We start from the raw sequence: 25739 nt of genomic DNA, 5'->3' as shown, positions 1-25739 counted from the left end.
AATTTAGAACGAATTAAAATAAACTCCTAATTATTTGTTCTTCGGTGATACCTTCGGCTTCGGCTTTGTAATTCTTGATAATTCGGTGTTTAAATATAGAATAAGCAACGGCTTGAACATTCTCCATATCTGGAGAGAACTTCCCGTGAATAGCAGCATGCGTTTTGGCCGCTAAAATTAGATTTTGAGATGCTCTAGGTCCTGCTCCCCAATCAATGTAATTTTTGACTAATTCGGCCGCCTCCGGACTATTTGGTCTAGTTTTGCCTGTCATTTTTACGGCGTATTCAATAACATTATCTGCCACTGGAATTCGGCGTATTAAACGTTGAATGTCCACTATTTCTTGCGCTGTAAACAAAGCGTTTACTTGAGGTTTCGCATCTGAAGTGGTAGCTTTTACGACATCCACTTCTTCTTGAAATGTTGGGTAATCTAAATTAATAGCAAACATAAAACGGTCTAATTGGGCTTCTGGTAACGGATAGGTTCCCTCCTGCTCAATCGGGTTTTGAGTTGCTAAAACAAAATACGGCAAGTCTAATTTATAATGATGTCCAGAAACGGTTACTGAACGCTCTTGCATAGCTTCCAATAAAGCGGCCTGCGTTTTTGGTGGTGTTCTGTTAATTTCATCTGCTAAAATAATATTAGCGAAAACGGGGCCTTTTATAAATTTAAACGTTCTGTTTTCATCTAATATTTCACTTCCTAAAATATCACTCGGCATTAAATCTGGCGTAAACTGAATGCGTTTAAAATCCAAACCTAAAGTTTGCGCAATCGTATTAACCATTAAGGTTTTTGCCAAACCTGGCACACCAATTAATAAGGCATGACCACCTGAAAAAATGGAGATTAGAATTTGATCAACAACGGCTTCTTGACCAATAATAACTTTGGCAATTTCAGTTTTTAATAGGTTATATTTTTTTACGAAGCTTTCAATAGCAGCAACATCTGACATATTTAGTTTTTTAACCAGTTACTAGAAAATTCACAATCTCTATATTCATTATTAATTTTAATATAGGTATCAAGGATTTTCTCATTCTGCCATTTATCAATTGCTTTAATACGTTTTTCGTTTAAGGCTAATTCTTTAATTTTTAAATAATCGCGTGAATAATCAGCAACATGCTCTTCAACACGATCGCTAACCATTAAAATTTTAAATTTCACACTACCGGTTCTACTTTGATCGGTTTGAACCAAGCTCACTTCGCCATCTTCTAATTTCTGAATTTGACCATACACTTCTGGATCAATTTTAGTTAATTCAAAATTGTAATCTTGAGTTTCTGGGTTTATTAAAAATCCGCCTTCACTTCGTGTTTCTTTTTCATCACTAGATTCTCTTGCTGCATCTGCAAACGAGATATCACCATTAACAATTCGCGTTCTAATTTTTTCTAATTTTTCACGAGCTTCGGCAACCGCTGCATCTGAAACTTTAGGAATAAGCAAAATATGACGTACATCAAATTCTTGACCTCTAATTTTTTCTAAATAAATAATATGATAGCCGTATTCCGTTTTTACAGGATCTGAAATTTCACCTTCTTGTAATGAGAAAGCTACTTCACGAAACTCCTTAACCATACGTGGTTTTTTTCTGTTTAAAGTATACATCCCGCCTTCAGAAACAGAAGCTTTATCATCTGAATACAAAACAACTTTCGATCTGAAATTAGCGCCGTTTTCAATAACGTCTGCTTTAAATTGTTTCAATTGATCGATAATTCGTTGATTTTCTTCTTCAGCAATAATCGGTTCTATAACAATTTGAGAAACCTTTAATTCTGTACCAAAAGTTGGACGTTCATCTTTAGGAATCTGATTAAAAAACTGACGCGTTTCTTCAGGAGTGATTTCAATACCTTTAAGAATCTTTTTCTGCATTTCACTGGCTAACTTTTGAGACTTATTAATCTCATACATTTCATCTCTGAAAGCCTTTTCATTTGGATGATCGTATAACTTTAAAAGCTCCTCCATAGACTGGCCAGATTGCGCCATAAATTGTTGCAATTGGTAATCTACATTAGAACGAATTTCAGCATCTGAAACCACAATACTATCTTGAACAGCATGATGAGCATATAATTTATCCTCCATTAATTTGCCAAACAATTGACAACGTGTAACACCAACTAAAGAAGCACCTTGTGCTTTTAACTGCATAATATTTTGATCCACATCGGAATCTAAAATTACATATTCTCCAACAACGGCAGCAACGCCATCAATTTTTTGAGCGCCCGATGATAAGGTTGTATCTATTTTCTTAACCGCTACCGGCTTTTCATCTTCAATAATTTCTTGAGCTTGGATAGCAACCGAAAAAAGTATAGCGAATACAGTCAATGCATAGCGCATTGGATTAATTGTAGATTTCAAATTGTTTATTTTTAATAGCATCTTTTGTAATATCTTTTTCTAATTCTTTAATGAGGTCTAACTTGCGTTTATTGATAACGATTTGGTCTATAGTTGGTTTCACATACTCCAATGGTGCCGCACTATTGCGCTCCAAAACATCTTCAATTTGCATCAAATATAGTCCTAATGAATCTTTGAGTTGTATAAAATTAGATTTTTTTAACAATTCATTTTTATTTTCAGTTGTAATAACGGGGATTTTTGTAATAGCTTGGTTAACTTTAATCCAAATGGAGTCGTTTAATGAAAAGGATCTAAACTGAATAGCAATGGAATCCAATTCACGAATATCATCACTATCAAACCGCTGAAACTTCGTTTTTAAACCTGCTAAATCCAGTCGGTTTTGATCCACATGAATATATCTAAACTTAATAAGATCTTCCTTTAACGTAAAAATTTCTGGGTTATCATTATAATAACTTCTAGCTTCTGCTTCGCTAACAACGGTGTCTATATTTCGGCGCACCAGTGCTTCTAAATAAGAGGTAGCATATAAATCATTTTTATATTGATTGGCCAATCTATTAAAGTCTTGAAGTTTGTTTTCAGATAAATTACGTTCAGCACCAGAAACCAATAATTGCTTGGTTGCCCAACGTGTTATATAATTACTTACACGGACTAAACTATCTTCAGATGTCATAGATTCCGTATAGGCGTGTTTTAGATCATCTTCATACAGAAACACATCATTAACACGTGCAATAGCTTTTTGCTCGTTTTCTTTTTTGTAAAAATAATTACAAGAAACGAGTAGTAAGAAAAGAATTAATATGCCTGCTTTTGAATATTTCAATTACTTGCTTTTTAAATTTGCTTTCAATTTAGTAAATACGGTTTCATTAACTTGAATCGGATATTTTTGTTCCAAATCTTTTAACCATTTTTCTTCTTTTACAACTTGATAATCGCTAATAATTTGTCCTTTAGCTTCATCGTAAGTTTTTGGTGCTTTCGGTAAAACGGCTTTTATATTAGCCACTACAAAGGCATCATTATGTTGGTATATTTTAGAAACACCTTTTTCAAAAGCTATATCCGAAGTTAAGGCTTGATGCTCCATATCCATAATACCAGACGTGAAAATAACGTTAACTTGATCTTTAGTATTTAAGGCCTCTTTAATTGCTTTAGGGTTCTGACCTGCATCCAACATCTTTTTAACCGATTTTATAGTTCTTTTTTGCGAAGAAGACGCTACATCTGCATCAATTCTAGTGTTCCAATTGTAGTTGTTTTTATTGGCATCATAATATGCTTTTAATGCCACAGAATCTGTTTTAGATGCATTCCAAATTTCATTTTCCATTAAATCAAACAATAACAATCCATCACGATATTCAGTAACAATATTTGCAAAATCTTCACTTTCATTTTCCAGATTATCCTCTTGATATTGCATTAATTCTGCATTCAGGAAATTGCTATAAGCTTCATTTACTATAACCCCAAAAGGTTTTTTAGCAGAAGCTTTTCTTTGATTTTTAAATAAGTATTGACCAAAATCATTATAAGTTACTGTTTTTTTATCAATTACAACCAAGGTTTTACTAGCTGTAAAATCTTGAGGCAAACTCCAGCTCGCCATATAATAACTTTCATTTAGCAAAGATTGGAAATAAGCAAGTGCTGCTGTATTTTCGGCAACCTTATAACGTTCCTTTAACTTGTTTACTATAGAGGTATTAATTAATTGAGAACGTGTATCACGTTTTACACGCGCTTCTAATTCCGGTTTCATGCTCTTGAAATCGGCTACTTCAGTTTTGTCATATAACTTGATAATATGCCATCCAAAACCGCTTTCAAAAGGTTTTGAAACATCACCTTTTTCTTTTAATGAAAAGGCTATGTCTTCAAACTCCGTTGAACTTAATTGGCCACCGCTAAAAGGCGCTAATTTTCCGCCATTTTCTGCTGAACTTTTATCTTCTGAAAATTGTTTCGCTAATGTTTCAAAAGATTCGCCTTGCTGAATTTTTTTATAAATTTCTTGGATTCGTGTTGCGGCACTTTCCAACTTATCATCGCGCTTATTAGCAACCATAATATGAGCAACGGTGCGTTCACCACGCGCTGGTCTTTCATCTTCTACAATAACTATATGATATCCAAAACGGGTTTTAAAAGGCATAGAAATATCGCCTATTTTCGTGTTATACGCCGCATTTTCAAACTCATAAACCATTTTAAAAGCCGAGAAATAACCTAAATTTTCTGCATAAACGGTTTGGCCGTTGTGCATTTCCTTTTGAACCGCATCAAAGCCTTCCTTCTTAATGCGTTCACGTAGTTTTAATAGTTCATTATAAACTTGAAGTGTATCTTGAGGAGACGCATTTTCATCAATACGAATTAGAATGTGGCTGGCTTTTACTTCAGTAACCATTCGCTTGTAAGCTTCTTCAACCAAGGCGTCAGTAACTTTGGTATCCGTTAAATAATTTTTAGCCAATTGGCTTTTGTAATTCTCTAATTCACGCACATATGTTGGCATCGTGTCCAAACCTTTGGCTTGCGCTTCTTTAATTTTTAACTTATAGTTAATGAAAAGTTTTAAATAAGAATCTACATCTTTCTGTGATTCATCCTTAACCAAATCCAAGTTTTTATTGAATATTCGTATAAATTCTTCGGCATAAACCGGCTCTTCAGCTACCGTAAATAAAACTTCTTTTTTCGTTGATTGCGCTTGTAAACCAATACCATACACAAAAAATACTAGAATATAAAAATATCTCAACATTTGAAATTTGTTTTTTTAATTGTTGCAAAAATAGGAATATTTACCCATATAGCAACTTGCATTAACAAACGGATTATAAACTTTTTTAGTATGACCAACATGTAGTGGCTTAACCAATAATAATTGTATATTTATAAGGATTAATGCCCTTTTGCCTATGACGTGTACCAATGAAATTATAATAAATTGTAATTTAGAAAGCTGTATCAAAAAACTTAATAATCCCAAAAATTTAACGCGTTGGCAACGCGGATTAGTGAATTTTGATTTTATAAGCGGTGTTCCAGGAAGGACAGGTTCTAAAATGCAATTACATTATATCTTCAATAAAAAGGATTTCTTTTTAACCCAAACCATCTCAAAAAGCGATTTTCCTCATTTATTATACATGGAATTAGAAAGCAAAGGACTTTATACGATTCAAAAAAATTACTTTAAAGAGGTTGCAGAAAACAAAACGGTTTGGACATCTACCAATGAATTTATTCCAACCACATTGAAAATGCGAGTCCTACTATTATTAATGCCAAAAACCTTCAAAAAACAAAGCGCCATATATTTAAAGGACTTTAAAAATTTCGTAGAAAACAATGTTTCTGTTCAGAATTAAATCATGAAAAAATTAAACCTGCAATGGTTGTAAACTAATATTCTTTATACTATTTTTATTTTTATGACAGAAATTGATATTGAAAAAGAAAATGCTGCTATTGCCAAGGCTTACCGCGAATTACTTCGTGTAAGTTATAGGACCTTAACCAAGGAAGATAAGGTTCAAATCCGGAAGGCTTTTGATGTCGCCGTTGATGCGCATAAGGATCAGCGTCGCAAATCGGGTGAGGCCTATATTTTCCACCCCATTGCCGTGGCCAAAATTGTTGCCAAAGAAATTGGCTTGGATGCGACATCCATTGTGGCCGCGCTTTTGCATGATGTAGTTGAAGATAGTGAACGTTATACCATTAAAGATATACAAGATCAGTTTGGCGAAACGGTTGCCAAAATTGTTGATGGTTTAACTAAAATTTCGTCATTAAATAAGGACACCGATATGGACGTGTCCATGCAAGCTGAAAATTTCCGGAAAATGTTGCTGACATTAAATGATGATGTTCGCGTTATTATAATCAAAATTGCCGATCGCTTGCACAACATGCAAACCATGGATTCCATGCGTGCGGACAAGCAGATAAAAATTGCTTCGGAAACTTTATACATCTACGCACCGTTAGCTCACCGAATTGGATTATATAATATTAAAACCGATTTGGAAGATTTAGGCTTGAAATATACAGAGCCGGATGTTTACTATGATATTTTAAATAAAATTAAAGAAAGTAAAGAAGATCAGGACATTTATATCAAGGAGTTTAGTCATGTTATTTCAACTTCATTGGATAAGGAACAATTAAATTACGATATAAAAGGACGTACCAAATCCATTTTTTCCATTCGAAGAAAAATGCTGAATCAAGGCGTTACTTTTGATGAAGTTTATGACAAATTCGCTGTTCGAATTGTGTACAAAAGTGATCCTGAAAATGAAAAGTTTCTGGCCTGGAAAATTTATTCCATCGTAACGGATCATTTCCGTCCAAACCCGATTCGTTTACGCGATTGGATTTCATCACCAAAATCTACAGGTTATGAAGCCTTGCATATTACCGTGGTTGGACCAAAAGGTCGCTGGGTTGAAGTGCAAATCCGAAGTGAACGAATGAATGAAATTGCAGAAAAAGGTTACGCTGCACACTACAAATATAAAGAAGGCAGCGAAAAAGACGATGACGATACTATAGATAGCTGGGTTACAAAATTGCAGGAAACATTGGAAAATCCAGAACCTAATGCTGTAGATTTTGTTGAACAGTTTAAACTGAATTTATATTCAAAAGAAATTTTTGTTTTTACACCAAAAGGCGATTTAAAATCGCTGCCAAAAGGTGCTACGCCTTTGGATTTTGCTTTTAGCATCCACACGGAAGTTGGTATGAAAACCCGAGGCGCAAAAGTAAACGGTAAATTGGTTCCTTTAAGTCACGAACTAAAAAGTGGTGACCGCTTGGAAATTTTAACTGCAGAAAATGCCAAACCCAATCCTAACTGGTTGGATTATGCTACAACAGCTAAAGCACGTGGCAAAATTAAGTCCGCTTTAAAAGAAGACAAGAAAATTGTTGCTGAAGATGGCAAGGAAATTTTACGTCGAAAATTAAAGCAGTTGAAAATTAATTTGGATGAAAAATCAGTCAATGAACTGGTTAGTTATTTCAAACATAAAACCAGTTTAGATTTATTTTACCGCATAGGAACAGGTGCTATAGATAATACCATGCTCAAGGAATTTGCATCATCACGAAGCAATGCCTTTATGAGTTATATTAAAAATAAAATTTCTAGAAAGCCTAACATTTCAAAAGAAGAACTTGAAAAAGATGAAATAACCTCCAAATATGATTTATTAGTTTTTGGTAAAGAAGAATCCAAGTTGGATTATAAATTCGCCAATTGCTGTAATCCCATTCCTGGCGATCCTGTTTTCGGATTTTTAACCATTAACGATGGTTTAAAAGTTCATAAAAAGAATTGTCCAAATGCCGTTAGTTTACAGTCCAATTACGCTTATCGGATTATGACCGCTAAATGGATTGATTCGTCTCAACAAGAATTTCCTGCACAAATTATCCTTTCCGGAATTGACAATTTAGGTTTGGTAAATACCATAACCAAAGTCATTTCATCCAACATGCACGTGAATATGAAGAGCATCAGTTTTGAAAGTGATGACGGTATTTTCTCGGGAAAAATCAATGTGGTGGTTAACAATAATAACATGCTTAAAAAGCTCATGGATAACCTAAAAAAAATTAATGGTATTGATAAAGTACAAAGAGTTTAAAATTATATGTAAATTTGCATCCGATTATGAGCGTTAAAACCGATACAAAAAACCAGGAGATAGTTAAGAATGTGTTTACAGCCTTTTTAAGTGATAAAGGGCACCGTAAAACACCAGAGCGCTACGCCATTTTACAAGAAATTTACAATAGCGAAGAGCACTTTGATATTGAATCTTTGTACCTGAACATGAAGAACAAAAAGTATCGTGTTAGTCGTGCAACCTTATATAACACAATAGAATTACTTTTAGATTGCGGCTTGGTACGCAAACACCAATTTGGTCAGAATCAAGCGCATTATGAAAAATCCTATTTTGATAGAAATCATGACCACGTTATTTTAACCGACACGGGTGAAGTTATTGAGTTTTGCGATCCGCGTATTCAATCCATAAAAAAAACAATTGAAGAGGTTTTTGATATTGAAATCACCAACCACTCACTCTACTTTTACGGCAACAAAAAAACAACTAAATAATATTTTAAAAAATGGCAGTAGATTTACTACTAGGATTACAATGGGGAGACGAAGGCAAAGGAAAAATTGTTGATGTTCTTACCTCCAACTACAATATTATTGCCCGTTTTCAAGGCGGACCAAATGCGGGACACACCTTGGAATTTGATGGCATAAAACACGTTTTAAGAACCATTCCTTCAGGAATTTTTCATGAGGACTCCATCAATGTCATTGGAAATGGTGTGGTGATTGATCCGGTTGTTTTTGTAAAAGAATTAGAAGGATTAGCGCAATTCAATATTGATTTTAAAAAGAAATTAATCATTTCAAGAAAAGCCCATATCATCTTGCCTACACACCGTATGTTAGATGCTGCTAGCGAAACCGCTAAAGGAAAAGCCAAAATTGGTTCTACTTTAAAAGGTATTGGTCCAACGTATATGGATAAAACTGGTAGAAACGGAATTCGTGTTGGCGATTTAGAGTTGCCAGATTGGAAAGACAAATACCGCGCTTTAGCTAATAAGCATGAAGCCATGATTAGTTTTTTTAATGTTCAAATTCAATATAATTTAGAAGAACTTGAAACTGAATTTTTTGAAGCTGTAGAACGTTTAAAAGAATTAACGTTTATAGATTCTGAAGAATATTTATACCAAGCACAAAAAGCGGGTAAAACTATTTTAGCTGAAGGTGCTCAAGGTTCACTTTTAGATATCGATTTTGGAACTTATCCATTCGTAACATCTAGTAACACCACTGCTGCTGGAGCTTGTACAGGTTTAGGCGTGGCACCAAACCAAATTGGTGATGTGTATGGTATTTTCAAAGCTTACACTACCCGTGTTGGATCTGGACCATTTCCTACCGAATTATTTGACGAGATTGGCGCTGATATGGCCAGAATTGGTCATGAAGTTGGAGCTGTAACTGGTCGCGCAAGACGTTGTGGTTGGTTGGATTTGGTGGCTTTAAAATATGCTTGTCAGGTAAACGGCGTTACTAAATTAATGATGATGAAAGGCGATGTCCTTTCTGGTTTTAAAACACTTAAAATTTGTACAGCCTACGAATATAAGGGGGAAACCATTACGCATTTACCATATAATATTGAACCCGAAAACATCAATCCTATTTACACGGATTTTAAAGGTTGGAAAGAAGATTTAACCAAAATGACTGATAAAGCGCAATTCCCAAAAGAATTAAACAAATATATCGCGTTTTTAGAGAAAGAACTCGAAATTCCTATTACGGTTGTTTCTGTTGGACCAGATAGAAAACAGACGATTTTTATGTAGGTTGGTCATTGCGACCATAGCGAAGCAACTATATTAACAAATTTTAAAACCTGTCAAGATAATTTCCTGACAGGTTTTTTCATTTCATAAACAATCATAAATCTACCAATTCTATTAAAAATTTCACAAACAAAGCCTTCACGCCATTTTTATCATTATTTTTGAATCAAATTTTATAATTTGAAACAATCATTCGTTTTATATAGCTTATTAATCTGCTGCCTGCTGGTGTTTCAATCTGCTGCAGCACAAGAGCAAAAGCAAATCCAAATAGTCTATAGTGGTTTTTTAAACTTTGACGACGCCAAAGAGCCTGGTTTAAAGGTTATGACTCGAGACGATTCTGGTCAAGTACACGTTATTCACGAAGGTGTGGATATGTGGTGCGATCAAGCCAACTTATACGGGAATGAAAATTTCCTTGAAGCTTATGGCAACGTAACCATGAAGCAGGGTGACACCATAAATATGAATGCCAAATATTTGGAATATAGTGGGAAAACCCAGTTGGCATTTGCAAGCGGCAATGTGGTTCTTACCGAACCAAATTCAATTTTAACCACAGATACACTTTATTTTGACCGCGTTAAACAGGAATCTTATTATAAAAGCGGTGGTCGAGTAGAACGTGATTCTTCAGGCGTTATTACCAGCAGAATTGGACGCTATTATATGGATTCACAAAAATACCAATTCGTAAATTCGGTAGTATTGGTAAATCCTGATTATGTGATTAATACCAATCAATTGGATTTCTATTCAGAAACAGGACATGCCTATCTATATGGTCCGTCTACGATAATAACCGATGAGAGTAAAACCTATTGTGAAAAAGGGTTTTATGACACAGAAAAGAAAACAGGTTATGGCATAAAAAATACCCGTATTGATTATGATAATCGCATTTTCGAAGGCGATAGTATGTATTTTGATAACACACGAAATTTTGCGTCTGCAACCAATAATATTACCGTTACGGATACGTTAAACAAAAGCATTATTAGAGGGCATTACGCCGAAATATACAAGGCGAAAGACTCTGTTTTTATTACCAAACGCGCTTTAGCCATTACCGTTCAGGAAAATGATTCCATTTATATACATGCGGATACCTTAATGGTAACCGGTAAACCCGAAAAGCGTATCACAAGAGGTTTTAGAAATGCGAAATTTTATAAATCCGATATGAGCGGGAAAGCAGACTCGGTTCATGTTAATCATGCAACAGGCTTAACGCAATTAATCAATTTAAGACGCTTATCATCACCTGATGCTTTCGCAAAAAGACGCGATCCTATTATGTGGAATTTACAAAATCAGATGACGGGTGACACCATTCACATCAAATCCAATCCTGAAACCGAAAAATTAGATTCCCTTTTTGTTTTTGAAAATGCCTTTGTGGTTAGTAAGGATACTTTAAGCGCAAACGGCTATAATCAAGTAAAAGGAAAGACATTAGTCGGTTTGTTCGATAATGAAAATAATTTACGCCAAGTAGATATTAATAAGAATGCAGAATCTATTTTTTATGCACGAAATGAAGAGGATGAATTAATAGGTATTGATAAAGCCAAATCGGGAAGTATTTCTATTTTCTTTTCCGAAGGTGATATTGAAAAATTTACTAGGTATTTACAACCAGAAGCCGAGACGACACCAGAACCTCAATTCCCTGAAAACGGGCGAACTTTGCGAGGTTTTGTTTGGCGCGATGAAGAACGACCAAAAAGCGTAGAAGATTTATTTAGTGATGATCCACCTCTTAATTTACCAACTATTGAAGGGATTGAAGATTATGTGCCACAAGAAGAATTTTTTGATGATGCCTTATTAAAACGGGTTGAAAAAGCAGATAAAAATCTAAAAAAACCTGAAGTTCCTGAAAATGGTGAAGATGCCGAACCTTCCAGAGCATCTAGAAACATTCCTCAAGATGCACTTGAAACAGAAAAAGAAGTTGCACCTAAAACCAAGAAAGAAAAGATAAAAAAACCAAATATTGGTGACGATATAAATTCTGACGATAATTAATTTTGAAAACGGACTTCTATAAATACCAAGCACAAACATCGCCGCATCCTTTAGCTATGGAAATTTCCCATGCTGAAGGTTCCTATATATACAACACAGATAATAAAGCCTATTTAGATTTCGTTGCTGGCGTTTCAGCCTGTACTTTAGGACATAGACATCCAAAAGTAGTGGATGCTATGAAAGCGCAATTAGATAAATATTTACATGTCATGGTTTATGGTGAATATATCCAAGAATCCGCTGTGGCACTTACTAAACTTTTAGCAACGCATTTGCCGGAATCGTTGCAAACTACCTATTTAACAAATTCCGGAACGGAAGCGGTTGAAGGCGCTTTAAAATTGGCCAAGAGAGCAACCGGCAGAAGTGAAATTATTTCGGCACATCAGGCCTATCATGGAAACACCATGGGCTCCTTAAGTATTATGGGTTTTGAAGAACGTAAAAAAGCATTTCGTCCTTTAGTTCCTGATGTTCGGTTTATCACGTTTAATAATGAAGCTGACATTGAAAATATCACGACCAAAACGGCTGGTGTTATTCTAGAAACTATTCAAGGTGGCGCTGGATTTATTCAACCAAAAAATGGTTATTTAGAAAAAGTAAAAAAACGCTGTCAAGATGTCGGATGTTTATTAATCCTAGACGAAATTCAACCAGGAATTGGAAGAACCGGAAAACTTTTCGCATTCGAGCATTATAACTGCGTTCCCGATATATTAGTTACCGGAAAAGGTTTAGGTGGCGGCATGCCTATTGGTGCTTTTACCGCATCTCATGAGTTCATGACATTGTTACAAGACAATCCTAAATTAGGACATATTACGACATTTGGCGGGCATCCCGTAATTGCTGCGGCAGCACACGCCACCTTGCTTGAAGTCGTATCTTCGGAATTAATGACGCAAACACTAGAAAAGGAAATCTTATTCAAAAAACATTTAAAACATCCGCTAATTACGGACGTTCGTGGTAAAGGTTTAATGTTGGCGGCTATGACACCGTCTTCAGAAATAACCAATCAAGTTATTTTAAGAGCGCAAGACGCAGGTCTTATCTTATTTTGGTTGCTATTTGAAGGAAAAGCCATCCGAATTACACCGCCGTTAACCATAAGTAACGAAGAAATCATTAAAGGTTGCCAAATTATAACGTCTATCCTAGATGATATTCAAGCAAATCAAGGTGTATAATAAACTGTCATACAGGAGTCAAACCTCCGTTATGGCCTGATTGTTGATTACTTTGTTAAAAAGATTTGCTGTTTATAAACTACAGCCCCATTTTGAGCCTTACATTTAATCCAGGAAAAACTATATAAATCTGCTTATGGAGTTACGTCCAAACGACAACGACAATGTATCCCTTACCCGATTTGAATCGATGTTAAAGACGAATCATGTCTTGTTTTTTGATTCGGAAGAATTTGAGAACATCATTCATTATTATCTTAATCAAGGTAAAATGTCATTGGCAAAAAAAGCCATTAAGCTTGGTTTGCAACAACATCCTACTTCCGTAAATTTAAAACTTTTTAAGGTCGAAATTTTCGTGTTTGAAAACGATTTAGATAAAGCAGATACCCTTATTAATGAGTTATATGCTTTGGAACCTTTCAATGAAGAAATTTATATTCAAAAAGCAAATATTTTATCCAAAGGGGATAATCATAAAAAAGCCATTGAAGTATTAGAAACGGCTTTGGAACTTTCGGAAGATCCTCTAGATATTTATTCTCTAATTGGTATGGAACACTTGTTTCTAGATCAATTTGAAGAAGCAAAAATCAATTTCATGAAATGTTTGGAGGAAGATTTAGAAGATTATTCCGCTTTACATAACATGATTTATTGCTTTGAATACCTAGATCAACAAGAAGAAGCTATTGTTTATCTCAATTCATTTTTAGAGAAAAATCCGTATTGCGAAGTAGCTTGGCATCAACTTGGTAAACAATATTTCGATTTAAAAGATTACGAAAAAGCTTTAGCAGCCTTCGATTTCGCAATAATTTCAGACGATGGTTTTATCGGCGCCTATTTAGAAAAAGGAAAAGTTCTTGAAAAATTGAAACGCTTTGATGAGGCTATTGAAAACTACAGCATTACGCTTAAATTGGATGATCCGACGTCTTTTGCTTTACTGCGAATAGGACTATGTCATCAAAAATCAGGACATAACGATTTAGCGGTTCAATACTTTTTCAAAACAGTTGAAGAAGATCCGCTCTTAGACAAGGGTTGGATTGCCATTACCAAGTTTTATAACAAACAAAAAGATTTTAAAAAATCACTTTATTACATAAATAAAGCCATCAATATTGATAGTGAAAACGTTAAATATTGGAAATTATATGCACAAATAAATGAACGTTTAAACTTTTTAGAAGAAGCAGAACGCGGATACAAAAAAGCATTGGAATTAGGGAATTACGAGCTTGATACCTGGTTAACGCGCGCTGATATTTTACATCAATTAGGCGAGCCAGAAGCTGCTGTTTTTAACTTAATACAAGCTTCAGAATTTTTTCCTGAAAATGCGGAAATAGAATTTCGTTTAGCCGGATTATATTACATGCTTTTAGAAACTGAAAAAGGTTCGTATCATTTAAAAAACGGTATGCGTTTTGACGCGGAATTTGCTTTTATTTTGGAAGAACTTTTTCCAAATGTCTTCAAATCTCAACAGGTGAAAACCCTGCTAAAAGCCTAACGATAAGTTAGACGTCTGATTTAATTTATTTACCTTTGGTTTCCTGTATTTAAAACTAAATCATGCAAAGACGTTTGTCCGATTATTTATTGATTTCCTTAAAAGGGATTGCCATGGGTGCCGCAGATGCGGTTCCTGGTGTTTCTGGAGGAACAATTGCCTTTATTTCTGGTATTTATGAAGAGTTAATTAACACCATTAGCAACGTTAATTTAAGCTTGCTAAAAACACTTCGTACTTCTGGTTTTTTTGCCTTTTGGAAAGCGTTCAATGGAAATTTTTTAGTGGCATTGTTATCCGGAATTATAATCAGTTTTGTGACGTTCATGCGTCTTGCCAAATATTTAATTGAATATCATCCCGTATTAATTTGGTCTTTTTTCTTCGGACTCATTATAGCCAGTATTTATTTTGTGGGAAAGCAAATTAACAAATGGCATATACCAACGGTTTTAGCTTTAGTTATCGGCAGCTTGCTAGCCTTTTATATCACTACACTACCATCATCCGCAAATAATGAGTCACCAGTATTTTTATTTTTTGCAGGTGCTATCGCCATTTGCGCCATGATTTTACCAGGAATTTCAGGTTCCTTTATTCTTTTAATTTTAGGCGCTTATAAATCTTTAAGTGATGCTTTTTATGATTTCGATTTAAAGAAGATAGCTCTGTTTGCTGGAGGTGCTTTGGTTGGTTTACTAACTTTTAGTCATGTGCTAAAATGGCTTTTCAAAAATTATCATAATGTTACATTGGCGCTTTTAACGGGTTTCATATTTGGTTCTCTAGATAAAATTTGGCCATGGAAATCTACAAGCACCGTGATGGAAAAAACGTCGGGAGTTGTAACTCGATTATCAGATTACACATCTTTAGGAAACTTAACCATATATCAACAACAATTAGCAGATTTTGATTCCTTAAAAGTTATCACCGAATCTAGCGTTTTACCCAATTTATATTCCATTCAAAATAACGACATAGACGCCCAAATATTACCGGCAATTCTACTTATGATTGCAGGTTTTTTAACTATTTTTATTTTAGAACGTTTCGGTAAAAAAGTTAAATAATGCAAAGCACTAGGACCTTCACCGACAAAGTTTTTCTAGTCTTAAAAGGATTAGGAATGGGAGCGGCTAATAAAGTACCTGGAATTTCTGGTGGTGTTGTTGCCTTTGTTGCCGGTTTTTATGAAGAGTTTATATATTCACTCCAAAAAGTAAATGCTAAAGCTTTTAAATTATTAATTAATGGACGCTTTAAAAGTTTCTATCAATATATAAACGGTCGGTTTTTAAGCTTGCTTTTTTTAGGAATGATTATCAGTTACTTCAGCATTTCAAAAATGTTGGATTACCTCATAAAACATTATGAACTGTATGTTTGGAGTGTTTTTTTCGGCATGATTGTCGGTTCCATTTATTATATCAGCAAGGACTTTGAAGATTGGAATTATAAAACCTATACAGCTTTAGCACTAGGTGTTTTGTTAGGTATAAGTATCAGTTTTCTGGATCCAGCTACTGAAAATGACAACCTGTGGTTTGTTTTTTTCTGCGGAATAATTAGTGTTTCAGGAATGACACTTCCGGGTTTTTCAGGCTCCTTTATCCTGATTCTTCTGGGTAATTACGTGCTGCTATTAGTGGATTCTGTAAACGCTTTGTTTGACACTTTTGCAGAGCTTATTCAAGGCGATTTTAGTTTTATTGAAAACGATGCTAGAATTCGGACGCTCAAAATATTAGTGGTTTTTACTTTGGGCTCTGTCGTTGGTTTAGTAACGTTTTCGCATGTATTAAGCTATATTTTAAAACACTACAAAAGTATTACACTAGCAACTATTATCGGCTTTATTGTGGGATCATTAGGTGTGGTTTGGCCTTGGAAAAAAACAATTTTTAAGTTAGAAGCTGATGGAACGCATTCTTTAGATTCATTAGGAAGAGAAATAACAGCCAATTACGAGCGCTACTTCCCTGAATTAATTACAGAAACTTATTTAGCCATAGGTTTTATAATTTTTGGAATTGCAATTGTATTAGCTTTGGAGTTTTACGGACGAATAACTAGAAAATAAGATGCGCAAATTTGGACTAATAGGTAGAAATATTTCTTACTCTTTCTCTCAAAATTATTTCACTACTAAATTTACATCTGAAGGAATTGAGGATGCTTCTTATCAAAATTTCGATATTCCGAACATTAAAGCCGTTTTAGATTTATTCAAGCAATCAGACATTGTAGGCTTAAATGTTACGATTCCTTACAAGGAAACTATTATTCCCTATTTGGATACATTAGATGAAAAAGCAAAACAAATTGGCGCAGTCAACACCATAAAATGCATGGCAAATGGCGAGCTTATTGGGTATAACACTGATTGCTATGGCTTCAAAAAATCATTGCAGCCCCTTCTTAAACCCATTCATACGCGTGCGCTAATTTTAGGAACCGGCGGCGCTAGTAAAGCCGTTGCTTTTACTTTGGATGAACTTGGAATTCCCTATCAATTTGTTTCTAGAAATGTTGAAAAACCAAATTGCATAACCTACCAAGATGTAACCGAGTCAACCATTAATCAAAACCTGATTCTTATTAATTGCACGCCTTTGGGTACGTTTCCAAATATTAAAGACACGCCTCAAATTCCTTATAAATTTCTTACGGAAACGCACATTTTATACGATTTGATTTACAATCCAGAAGAAACTTTATTTTTAAAACAGGGTCGTAAAAAAAATGCAACCACCATTAACGGTCTTCTCATGTTAAAACTTCAAGCAGAAGAAGCCTGGCGTATTTGGAATCACAACTAATTACAGGCTTTATAACATTTATACGGGTTAACCTTTTGTAAATATTTCAGTTGTTGTTATCTTTAACGCTAGAGTTATTTCAAGAACTAACACATTTACAAAATGTCAGAGCACGATAACCTGCCAAAAGCAGATGGAAAACCAGAAGAACTACATCCAGAAAACACTGAAAATTCAACAGAAAACGTTGTTATGCAACCGGAAACACCTACAGAAGAGCCCATTACAGATTCTGTAAAAAATATGGATGCTGAAACGCCCGCTGAAGTTAAAGCTACAGAAGCGGTTATTGGGGAAGAACAGGATGAAGTTATTAATGAAATTGAGGAATCTAACGCTGAAGATGCCGAAGACGAAGGCAATGCAGACAGACATCAGATAGAGGAAAAAGACTACGATAAGATGTCCATGGAGGCTTTGGCGGATGAGCTGGATCATTTGGTTGCCAATTATAAAGTGCAAGCCATTAAGAAACCTGTGGAGGCTATCCGGGTTGAATTTAAATCGCAATTCAACACGTTACTAGACGAGAAAAAAGAGGAGTTTTTGAATGAAGGTGGCAGTGAAATAGACTTCTTTTTTACAAGTCCATTGCAAAGTCGCTTTAAAGATATTTATAAAAATTATAAGGGCAAATTACATAGCCATCATAAAAACATAGAAAACAATCTCAAAGATAATTTAGCCAACAGGTTAGAAATTATTGAAGAAATTAAAGGCTTGTTTAGTACGGAAGAGAATATCAACACCACTTATAAAAACTTTAATGAATTACAAGATCGCTGGAAAAAGGCTGGCCCAATTCCGCGCGATAAATACAATAATGCTTGGAATAGCTACCATCATCATGTAGAAGTTTTTTATGATTTTTTACATTTAAACAGAGATTTACGTGATTTAGATTTCAAACACAATCTAGATCAAAAATTAAAGATTATTGATCGTGCCGAAGAATTAGCGCAAGATGCTGATTTAAATCGTGCATTTAGAGAATTACAGGTACTTCATAAAATGTGGAAGGAAGAATTAGGTCCTGTAGATAAAGAACATCGTGACGATGTTTGGAATCGATTTAAAGCGGCTACAAAAATAATTCATGACAGACGTCAAGTTCATTTCGCTGAATTAGATCAAGTTTTTGAGAAGAATTTAGAAGTGAAAAACGAAATTATTCTTCAAATTAATAAAGTCAGTGAAAAAGGTGCAGATTCTCATAATGCGTGGCAAAACAGTATTAAAGATGTGGAGCAATTGCGCGCTTTATTTTTTAGTGCAGGCAAAGTTCCTATCAAAGTAAATGAAGAAACTTGGGCTAAATTTAAGGATGCTGTCCGGAATTTTAACCGCAAGAAAAACGCTTTTTATAAGGATTTAAAGAAATCGCAGTTTGATAATCTGAAAAAGAAAATGGATTTAATCAAAATAGCGGAAGACAATAAAAATAGCGAAGACTTTAATGCTACTACGGCTTTGATGAAAAAAATTCAGAACGACTGGAAGAAAATTGGTCATGTACCAAGGAAAAACAGCGATAAAATTTGGAAGCAATTTAAAACAGCCTGTAATTTTTATTTTGACAGAGTTCACAAAGCCAAAGATGCCGCAAGTGCGGAAGACAATGAAGCTTACATTAAAAAAGTGCAATTGTTAGAAGAATTAAAAACTTTGGAGTTATCTGACGAAAAAGAAGCTGATTTAACGACTATTAAAGCATTCATTGAAAACTGGAAATCCATTGGAAATGTGCCACCAAACAAGCGTTATGTTGAAGGTAAACTGAATAAAGCTTTGGATGGTGTTTTTAAGAAAATGAATTTAAATAAAAATGAAGCGGAACTGATTAAGTTTGAAACCAAGATTGATTCCCTTAATAATTCAAATGATTCAAGACATTTAGATAACGAGCGCCAGTTTATCTCTAAACGTATAAATGAAGTTAAGGCTGAAATAAATCAACTTGAAAACAACTTACAGTTTTTCCAAAATGTGAACGATGAAAACCCCTTGGTTCAAGAAGTTCATAAAAACATTGAAAAACACAAACAAGAATTAAAATTGTGGAAAACGAAAATGAGTAAAATCAAGGAGCTTTATTAAATGAGCGCCTTTTTCAGAAACTACTAAAAAGTAAAATCCTGCATGTCGTGCAATACGTCAAGCAGGATTTTTTCTAACTAAACTAACTAATAGTTGTTTCTGTCCCAACCTAAACAACTAATTCTACCTATATGCACGTTATGAGGAAAGATTGTAAAGATTAAGCTATTAATCTACTTACTAAAACGTGCATTTGATATATATACGGACCTAAATTAGATTTAGATGTTTTGGATTTAAAAAAATCCTCTTTTTTTTTTAAAATTAGTGTTCAAAGCTCTGTAAACAAAGAATATGTGACCGCTAATTTTTTGGGATTTATTATAGTTTTTTTGCCTCTTCCCAAAAAACATCCATGTCAGCCAAAGACATATCTTTTAGATTTTTGTTTAATAATTTGGCTTTCCCTTCTAAATATTGAAATCGTTTAATGAATTTTTTATTAGTTCTTTCTAGAGCATTCTCTGGACTAATTTTTAAAAATCTAGCATAATTCACCATAGAAAACAAAACATCGCCAAATTCGCTTTCCATAGCGTCTTGATTCCCTGCATTTACTTCATCTTTAAATTCTTGTAACTCCTCCTCCACCTTGTCCCAAACTTGATGAGGCTCTTCCCAATCAAAACCAACACCTGAAACCTTTTCTTGAATTCTACTTGCTTTAACTAAAGCGGGTAAACTTTTTGGCACGCCTCCCAAAACACTAGTTTTACCTTCTTTCAATTTTAAGCTTTCCCAGTTTCGTTTTACTTCATCTTCATCAGCTACCACAACATCACTATAAATATGCGGATGTCTACTAATTAATTTTTCACAAATACCATTACAGACATCAGCAATATCAAAATCATTGGTTTCGCTACCTATTTTTGAATAAAATACGATATGCAAAAGCACGTCTCCTAATTCTTTCTTGACTTCTTCTAAATCTTTATCTAAAATAGCATCGCCCAATTCGTAAGTTTCCTCAATTGTTAAATGTCGGAGACTTTCCATGGTTTGCTTTTTGTCCCAAGGACATTGCGTGCGCAATTCATCCATAATGGTTAATAAACGGTCGAAAGCTTTTAGTTGATCTTCTCTAGTATTCATAATTACTTTTTAATAAAATTACAATTATTTCTTGCAGAATGGGAAATGCTAAACTAAAAAATCCAGTGACACATAAGCGTTACTGGATTTTTTATATACATATATAAGATATGTTATTCCTCTTCTTCAGTTGTTACAGCCTCTTTTTCTACTTCTGTTTCTGATTCAGGTTTCGCCTCAAAATCTAATAAATCATTTTTTTGAAGTAAATTATACCACTGAATAATCTTCTTAATATCACTTACATAAACGCGTTCTTCATCGTAATCTGGCAAGATTTCAAAGAAATATTCTTCTAATTTATCTTTGCTGTCCTTATGACTAACAGCAGATTGCTGACCTGATTCCTTTTCTTTAATTAAGTTCAAAACCTCACGTAAAGGCTTCTCTTCTGTAAGTGTGTAAATAGCAATTTCACTTAAGATGCTTACATTATGATGAATGCCAACAGACATTTTTTTACCGTCTAACAAAGATTCAGCTACAAAGCCACCTCTTGTTTGGGCAATCATTTTATATAATCCCGGTTTTCCTGCTATTGATAATACTTTTTCTAAACTCATATCTACATTTTAAAGTTGGCAAATATCATACGTTTACGCATGTTATACAAATATTATCGTTTCTTTTTTTGATTCGGAAAACGCATGCGATAATCCACACTTATTTTTCCTTTTGAAATATTTAAAAGTCTACCTCTAATAAGTCTTTTCTTTAAAGATGATAATTTATCTGTAAACAAAATACCTTCTATATGGTCATACTCATGTTGAATAACACGCGCTACTAAACCATCAAAAGTTTTGGTGTGTTTTTCGAAATTTTCATCATGAAACTCAATGGTAATAGTCGGTTTTCTAAATACATCTTCACGCACATCGGGAATACTTAAACACCCTTCGTTAAAAGCCCACTCATCTCCTGATTCTTCTATAATTTTGGCATTAATAAAAGTCTGCTTGAAATCCTTTAAAAAGGCCCGTTCTTCTTCTGAATAATCTTCATCTTCAGCAAAAGGTGATGTGTCTACCAAAAACAAACGAATATCTAATCCTACTTGAGGTGCGGCAAGACCAACGCCAAAAGCATTATACATGGTTTCATACATGTTTTGCAATAAAGCTTCTAATTGTGGATAGTCTTTTGCTATTTCCTGTCCTACTTTTTTTAGTACAGGATCGCCATAGGCTACAACGGGTAATATCATGGGTTTCAATTTCTAAAAATTCAGTGCAAAAATACAATTCTTCTAATAGATACGCATAAAAAAACGCCTTTAAAAAAAGGCGTTATATATTAAAAGCTCTAAAATTACCTGTTTTTAGCAAACAACACGTCTTTCTTTTACAACAAATAAATTTATTGTTCCGTTTAGTTTAGATTCAATCTTATCCGTTAAGATGTCTTTCTTTTTGGCTGCTATTTCTATAGAAACCGTTTTTACATCAGAAACTACTTGCGTAGTTGAATCGTTAGTTTTAACCGGTTGCAATTCAGTTGAAGTTTGAGCTTGCATAGTTGTTAAACCTAATACTGTAAAAATTCCTATTAAAATAATCTGTTTCATTGTTGTGTTGCTTAAATTGAACAGTGCAAATATACTATCGATAAACAGTAGCAACCCAATTAATTTGTTGAAACAGAACATATATTCGTTAACAAGATAAAGCATGGTATTTCAACGATGAACGTAACGCTGGCAAACCTTTGTAATGTGCATTTCGTCGATTTCTTATTCGATAAAACAGGCTGTAACTAGCTAAAAATAAAGGTGTTGAATAGAATAAAATCGTATAAATTCGAATATATTATAGATTGTTCGACAAACGGTATAATAAAAAAGACCTCTTACAAGTAGTAAGAATTCTTTATAGTATTATTGATAATATATACTTATTTCATAATCACAATCTTCTTGGAAACGGTAGATGAACCACTTTTTATTTGAAGCATATAAATGCCATTATGCAAATTAGAAATATCCATTTGCTTTCTAGCCACATTAGAAATTGTATTTGATAGAATACGTTTTCCAGTAACCGAAAATAAACTGATTTGGGCATTTAAATTACTTCCAAAAACAACTTGAAAAGAATTTCCTTGAACAACAGGGTTTGGGAATACCACCATTTTATTTAAAACTTTATCTATAGATTCTAAAGACAAGGTTTCATTTGTTAAATTACCATTTGTATATTCACAGGTAGACCCTCCAAAATTAGCGGTAAAAAATGTGCTATCAGAAATTGGATCATCTCCTGGTTCCAAATCATAAACTGCTGATGACGTATCACAAGACACTAAATTAAAAGTGCTGGCGCCAACCATAACAGAAGTTGGTCTATCTGGACATGCTAAAGATCCTGGGTTATAGAAAAAGAACAATGATGTGGTATTAGTAAAACCATTGTCTGGGCAAATTTGAGCATTTACCGCATTAAAAGAGAAAAGTGCTATAAATAGCACCATAAATAAGTAAGTTTTTTTCATAGATATTTTAATTAGTTTGGCGCAAATATACTTCTACAAAGCAAAAAAAATCAAAATTAACTGACAAACAACCTATATAAACGTCAAGCTATATATTTCGTTATATTTTATAATAATTCTGGACTAAAGAAAGAAGCAGTAACGCGTTATTGCGCGTATAAATAACTCTGAAGAATTAGGGTGGCACTTATTTCATCCACCAAGGCTTTATTTTGACGTTTCTTTTTAGATAAACCACTATCTATCATAGTTTGAAACGCCATTTTAGATGTAAATCGCTCATCAACACGTTTTACGGGAATATTAGGGATTGCTTTCTGCAACTTTTCCAAAAACGGGATTATTAAAGCTTCACTTTCAGAGGCTTCATTATTCATTTGCTTCGGTTCACCTACTAAAAACAATTCAACAAATTCTGTTTTAATATAATCTTTTAAAAAGCTAATAAGTTGCTTGGTATCCACTGTTGTTAAACCAGAAGCTATAATTTGAAGTTCATCTGTAACAGCTATTCCTGTTCTAACTTTTCCGTAATCTATTGCAAGTATGCGTCCCATAGTTAGCAAAGTTACTATTAAAAACGCTAGCTTAAACAGGAAATATCTGATTTAAAACGAATCATTTATCAAGAATTCAATTATAACTTTATCTTTGTGAATAGAGCAAGAATCTTAAATTTTAGATTTCTATTTTTCAGTAAACATATTATGAAACAACTACAACATATTATAGAAGCCGCGTGGGATAATCGCGAATTATTAACAGACAAAGTCACCATTGATAGCATTCGGAGCGTCATAGATTTGCTGGATGAAGGCACCTTGCGTGTTGCCGAACCAAAGGCTGATGGATGGCAGGTTAATGAATGGGTTAAGAAAGCCGTGGTGTTATATTTCCCGATTCAGAAAATGCAAACATTTGAAGTGGGAATTTTTGAATATCACGATAAAATACCTTTAAAAACAGGTTACGAAAATAAAGGAATCCGTGTGGTACCCAATGCTGTAGCGCGTCATGGCGCTTATATTTCTAAAGGCGTAATTTTAATGCCGAGTTATGTAAATATTGGAGCTTATGTGGATGAAGGCACTATGGTTGATACTTGGGCAACCGTTGGAAGCTGTGCACAAATTGGAAAAAACGTGCATCTTTCTGGAGGCGTAGGTATTGGAGGCGTTCTGGAACCATTACAAGCAGCACCCGTAATTATTGAAGATGGCGCTTTTATTGGCTCTCGTTGTATTGTAGTAGAAGGTGTTCGTGTTGAAAAAGAAGCGGTTTTAGGTGCCAATGTGGTTTTAACCATGAGTACCAAAATTATTGATGTTACAGGTGATGAACCTGTGGAAACTAAAGGTCTAATTCCAGCGCGTTCTGTGGTAATACCTGGTAGTTACACTAAAAAATTTAAAGCTGGAGAATTTCAAGTGCCTTGTGCTTTAATTATAGGAAAACGTAAAGAAAGTACAGACAAAAAAACATCGCTAAATGATGCTTTACGCGAATATAATGTTGCTGTATAATTTAAATTATTGAATGCCGTTTTCAAGAGATACTAATTTGAATTTTTAAATGAAAATATTAGTCATACAACAAAAAATGATTGGAGACGTGCTCACTTCTAGCGTCCTATTTGAGGCGCTACGTGAACATTATCCAAATGCGCAATTAGATTATTTAATAAATTTGCACACCATGCCTGTGGTTGAAAACAATCCCTTTATAGATAATTATATACTTCTTAAACCTGAAATTGAAAAGCGTATATCAGCTTTATGGGATTTTACAAAATCCATAAAAAAACGTCAATACGACATAGTTATTGATGTGTATTCTAAATTATCTAGTAATATTATAGCTGCTTTTTCTGGTGCCAAAACTAAAATCTCATACCATAAGCATTATACCGCGTTTTTATACACGTACAATATAAAACGCGTTTCAAAAACCAATCAAACCTGTGGATTGGCTATTGTGAATAGATTGCAATTATTAGAACCTTTGGGAATTAATTTAACATCAGCCAAACCAAAAATATATCTGACTGATCAAGAATTAGAAGCAAGCAAACAGGTTTTAATTTCTAATAACATCAATATAGAAAAACCACTGATCATGATTAGTGTTTTAGGAAGCGGCGCCTATAAAACCTATCCTTATAACTATATGGCGCAGGTAATTGATCAAATTGTTACAACCACTGATGGTCAGATATTGTTTAATTATATTCCCAAGCAAAAAGCGGATGCACAAGCAATTTTCGACTTGTGTAAACCGGAAACTCAAGACCATATTTATATGGGTCTTTTTGGCAAAAGCATTCGTGAATTTTTAGCACTTACTGCTCATTGTACCGCCTTAATTGGAAATGAAGGTGGTGCGGTAAATATGGCCAAAGCGTTAAATATTAAAACTTTTACCATTTTTTCTACATGGATTGATAAAGACACTTGGAATATTTTTGAAGAAAAAAATGTGAATGAATCCGTACATTTAAAAGATTATAAACCTAAATTATATCAGGATAAAACGGAGAAAGAAATGAAACCACAAGCCTTGGAATCTTACAAAGAATTTACGCCTGATTTGTTTGAAAAAAAATTAGAGCATTTCCTAAAAACTCTGAACAAGTAG

At 34.0% G+C, this 25739-nt stretch carries 23 protein-coding genes; 13 read left to right on the top strand and 10 right to left on the bottom strand.

Features of this window, described 5'->3' with window-relative positions; all coding sequences use genetic code 11:
- Window positions 1-13: 13 nt before the first annotated feature.
- From ES674_RS07550 to ES674_RS07535, 4 genes are read right to left on the bottom strand one after another with little or no spacing between them, the layout of a single operon-like run.
- On the bottom strand, window positions 14-967 hold the full coding sequence (locus ES674_RS07550) for an AAA family ATPase (RefSeq protein ID WP_148403335.1): 954 nt from the start codon (window positions 965-967) through the stop codon (window positions 14-16).
- A gap of 2 nt (window positions 968-969) precedes the next feature.
- On the bottom strand, window positions 970-2421 hold the full coding sequence (locus ES674_RS07545) for a peptidylprolyl isomerase (protein WP_148403334.1): 1452 nt from the start codon (window positions 2419-2421) through the stop codon (window positions 970-972).
- Complete coding sequence (locus ES674_RS07540; RefSeq protein WP_148403333.1) at window positions 2384-3241, bottom strand: peptidylprolyl isomerase; 858 nt, start codon at window positions 3239-3241, stop codon at window positions 2384-2386. Before ES674_RS07540 ends, ES674_RS07545 begins: the two co-directional genes overlap by 38 nt.
- Window positions 3242-5191, bottom strand: a complete 1950-nt coding sequence (locus ES674_RS07535) for a peptidylprolyl isomerase (RefSeq protein WP_148403332.1) — start codon at window positions 5189-5191, stop codon at window positions 3242-3244.
- A 157-nt stretch (window positions 5192-5348) separates the two neighbouring features.
- On the opposite strand from ES674_RS07535, the gene ES674_RS07530 reads away from it, so the two are divergent.
- The 11 genes from ES674_RS07530 to ES674_RS07480 all read left to right on the top strand — a co-directional run bounded on the left by ES674_RS07530 (window position 5349) and on the right by ES674_RS07480 (window position 19520).
- On the top strand, window positions 5349-5801 hold the full coding sequence (locus tag ES674_RS07530) for an SRPBCC family protein (RefSeq protein ID WP_148403331.1): 453 nt from the start codon (window positions 5349-5351) through the stop codon (window positions 5799-5801).
- A gap of 63 nt (window positions 5802-5864) precedes the next feature.
- Window positions 5865-8090 carry a RelA/SpoT family protein gene (locus ES674_RS07525; protein WP_148403330.1) on the top strand — a complete coding sequence of 742 codons (2226 nt, stop codon included), beginning with the start codon at window positions 5865-5867 and terminating at the stop codon, window positions 8088-8090.
- Between the two features lie 26 nt (window positions 8091-8116).
- Complete coding sequence (locus ES674_RS07520) at window positions 8117-8569, top strand: Fur family transcriptional regulator (protein WP_148403329.1); 453 nt, start codon at window positions 8117-8119, stop codon at window positions 8567-8569.
- Window positions 8570-8580: 11 nt separating this feature from the next.
- Window positions 8581-9852: an adenylosuccinate synthase gene (locus tag ES674_RS07515; protein ID WP_148403328.1), complete on the top strand. Its 1272-nt coding sequence runs from the start codon at window positions 8581-8583 to the stop codon at window positions 9850-9852.
- Window positions 9853-10032: 180 nt separating this feature from the next.
- Window positions 10033-11886 carry an OstA-like protein gene (locus tag ES674_RS07510; protein WP_148403327.1) on the top strand — a complete coding sequence of 618 codons (1854 nt, stop codon included), beginning with the start codon at window positions 10033-10035 and terminating at the stop codon, window positions 11884-11886.
- Window positions 11887-11888: 2 nt separating this feature from the next.
- On the top strand, window positions 11889-13082 hold the full coding sequence (locus ES674_RS07505) for an aspartate aminotransferase family protein (protein WP_148403326.1): 1194 nt from the start codon (window positions 11889-11891) through the stop codon (window positions 13080-13082).
- A 136-nt stretch (window positions 13083-13218) separates the two neighbouring features.
- A complete protein-coding gene (locus tag ES674_RS07500) occupies window positions 13219-14601 on the top strand; it encodes a tetratricopeptide repeat protein (RefSeq protein ID WP_148403325.1) in 1383 nt (460 codons plus the stop codon).
- A gap of 62 nt (window positions 14602-14663) precedes the next feature.
- Window positions 14664-15674, top strand: a complete 1011-nt coding sequence (locus ES674_RS07495; RefSeq protein WP_148403324.1) for a DUF368 domain-containing protein — start codon at window positions 14664-14666, stop codon at window positions 15672-15674.
- Window positions 15674-16684, top strand: coding sequence for a DUF368 domain-containing protein (locus ES674_RS07490; protein WP_148403323.1), 1011 nt, complete (start codon window positions 15674-15676; stop codon window positions 16682-16684). The genes ES674_RS07495 and ES674_RS07490 overlap by 1 nt, the downstream gene beginning before the upstream one ends.
- 1 nt (window position 16685) lies before the next feature.
- A complete protein-coding gene (locus ES674_RS07485; RefSeq protein ID WP_148403322.1) occupies window positions 16686-17423 on the top strand; it encodes a shikimate dehydrogenase family protein in 738 nt (245 codons plus the stop codon).
- Window positions 17424-17525: 102 nt separating this feature from the next.
- Window positions 17526-19520, top strand: a complete 1995-nt coding sequence (locus ES674_RS07480; RefSeq protein WP_148403321.1) for a DUF349 domain-containing protein — start codon at window positions 17526-17528, stop codon at window positions 19518-19520.
- A 321-nt stretch (window positions 19521-19841) separates the two neighbouring features.
- On the opposite strand, the gene mazG is transcribed toward ES674_RS07480, so the two are convergent.
- From mazG to ruvX, 6 genes are all read right to left on the bottom strand, one after another.
- On the bottom strand, window positions 19842-20615 hold the full coding sequence (mazG, locus tag ES674_RS07475; protein ID WP_148403320.1) for a nucleoside triphosphate pyrophosphohydrolase: 774 nt from the start codon (window positions 20613-20615) through the stop codon (window positions 19842-19844).
- A 113-nt stretch (window positions 20616-20728) separates the two neighbouring features.
- Window positions 20729-21178, bottom strand: coding sequence for a DUF5606 family protein (locus ES674_RS07470; RefSeq protein WP_148403319.1), 450 nt, complete (start codon window positions 21176-21178; stop codon window positions 20729-20731).
- 53 nt (window positions 21179-21231) lie between these two features.
- Window positions 21232-21822: a peptide deformylase gene (def, locus tag ES674_RS07465; RefSeq protein ID WP_148403318.1), complete on the bottom strand. Its 591-nt coding sequence runs from the start codon at window positions 21820-21822 to the stop codon at window positions 21232-21234.
- 114 nt (window positions 21823-21936) lie between these two features.
- Complete coding sequence (locus ES674_RS07460) at window positions 21937-22182, bottom strand: hypothetical protein (RefSeq protein WP_148403317.1); 246 nt, start codon at window positions 22180-22182, stop codon at window positions 21937-21939.
- A gap of 326 nt (window positions 22183-22508) precedes the next feature.
- Complete coding sequence (locus tag ES674_RS07455) at window positions 22509-23105, bottom strand: T9SS type A sorting domain-containing protein (protein WP_148403316.1); 597 nt, start codon at window positions 23103-23105, stop codon at window positions 22509-22511.
- Window positions 23106-23251: 146 nt separating this feature from the next.
- Window positions 23252-23662: a Holliday junction resolvase RuvX gene (gene ruvX, locus ES674_RS07450; RefSeq protein WP_148403315.1), complete on the bottom strand. Its 411-nt coding sequence runs from the start codon at window positions 23660-23662 to the stop codon at window positions 23252-23254.
- Window positions 23663-23812: 150 nt separating this feature from the next.
- Between ruvX and ES674_RS07445 the strand changes: the two genes are divergently transcribed.
- Window positions 23813-24628: a 2,3,4,5-tetrahydropyridine-2,6-dicarboxylate N-succinyltransferase gene (locus ES674_RS07445; RefSeq protein ID WP_148403314.1), complete on the top strand. Its 816-nt coding sequence runs from the start codon at window positions 23813-23815 to the stop codon at window positions 24626-24628.
- A 49-nt stretch (window positions 24629-24677) separates the two neighbouring features.
- Window positions 24678-25739, top strand: coding sequence for a glycosyltransferase family 9 protein (locus ES674_RS07440; RefSeq protein ID WP_148403313.1), 1062 nt, complete (start codon window positions 24678-24680; stop codon window positions 25737-25739).

The organism is Bizionia myxarmorum (genome assembly GCF_008086205.1).
GTDB classification, from domain to species: Bacteria; Bacteroidota; Bacteroidia; order Flavobacteriales; family Flavobacteriaceae; genus Algorimicrobium; species Algorimicrobium myxarmorum.
This window is presented reverse-complemented; position numbering and strand designations above follow the sequence as displayed.

What these genes read in the sequence shown, in the direction of transcription:
- ES674_RS07500 (WP_148403325.1), top strand. Translation starts at nt 13,219, where the DNA reads ATGGAGTTACGTCCAAACGACAACGACAATGTATCCCTTACCCGATTT.
- ES674_RS07460 (WP_148403317.1), bottom strand. Translation starts at nt 22,182, where the DNA reads ATGAAACAGATTATTTTAATAGGAATTTTTACAGTATTAGGTTTAACA.
- def (WP_148403318.1), bottom strand. Translation starts at nt 21,822, where the DNA reads ATGATATTACCCGTTGTAGCCTATGGCGATCCTGTACTAAAAAAAGTA.
- ES674_RS07520 (WP_148403329.1), top strand. Translation starts at nt 8,117, where the DNA reads ATGAGCGTTAAAACCGATACAAAAAACCAGGAGATAGTTAAGAATGTG.
- ES674_RS07495 (WP_148403324.1), top strand. Translation starts at nt 14,664, where the DNA reads ATGCAAAGACGTTTGTCCGATTATTTATTGATTTCCTTAAAAGGGATT.
- ES674_RS07445 (WP_148403314.1), top strand. Translation starts at nt 23,813, where the DNA reads ATGAAACAACTACAACATATTATAGAAGCCGCGTGGGATAATCGCGAA.
- ES674_RS07455 (WP_148403316.1), bottom strand. Translation starts at nt 23,105, where the DNA reads ATGAAAAAAACTTACTTATTTATGGTGCTATTTATAGCACTTTTCTCT.
- ES674_RS07485 (WP_148403322.1), top strand. Translation starts at nt 16,686, where the DNA reads ATGCGCAAATTTGGACTAATAGGTAGAAATATTTCTTACTCTTTCTCT.
- ES674_RS07480 (WP_148403321.1), top strand. Translation starts at nt 17,526, where the DNA reads ATGTCAGAGCACGATAACCTGCCAAAAGCAGATGGAAAACCAGAAGAA.
- ES674_RS07535 (WP_148403332.1), bottom strand. Translation starts at nt 5,191, where the DNA reads ATGTTGAGATATTTTTATATTCTAGTATTTTTTGTGTATGGTATTGGT.
- mazG (WP_148403320.1), bottom strand. Translation starts at nt 20,615, where the DNA reads ATGAATACTAGAGAAGATCAACTAAAAGCTTTCGACCGTTTATTAACC.
- ES674_RS07490 (WP_148403323.1), top strand. Translation starts at nt 15,674, where the DNA reads ATGCAAAGCACTAGGACCTTCACCGACAAAGTTTTTCTAGTCTTAAAA.
- ES674_RS07515 (WP_148403328.1), top strand. Translation starts at nt 8,581, where the DNA reads ATGGCAGTAGATTTACTACTAGGATTACAATGGGGAGACGAAGGCAAA.
- ES674_RS07440 (WP_148403313.1), top strand. Translation starts at nt 24,678, where the DNA reads ATGAAAATATTAGTCATACAACAAAAAATGATTGGAGACGTGCTCACT.
- ES674_RS07525 (WP_148403330.1), top strand. Translation starts at nt 5,865, where the DNA reads ATGACAGAAATTGATATTGAAAAAGAAAATGCTGCTATTGCCAAGGCT.
- ES674_RS07530 (WP_148403331.1), top strand. Translation starts at nt 5,349, where the DNA reads ATGACGTGTACCAATGAAATTATAATAAATTGTAATTTAGAAAGCTGT.
- ruvX (WP_148403315.1), bottom strand. Translation starts at nt 23,662, where the DNA reads ATGGGACGCATACTTGCAATAGATTACGGAAAAGTTAGAACAGGAATA.
- ES674_RS07550 (WP_148403335.1), bottom strand. Translation starts at nt 967, where the DNA reads ATGTCAGATGTTGCTGCTATTGAAAGCTTCGTAAAAAAATATAACCTA.
- ES674_RS07545 (WP_148403334.1), bottom strand. Translation starts at nt 2,421, where the DNA reads ATGCTATTAAAAATAAACAATTTGAAATCTACAATTAATCCAATGCGC.
- ES674_RS07470 (WP_148403319.1), bottom strand. Translation starts at nt 21,178, where the DNA reads ATGAGTTTAGAAAAAGTATTATCAATAGCAGGAAAACCGGGATTATAT.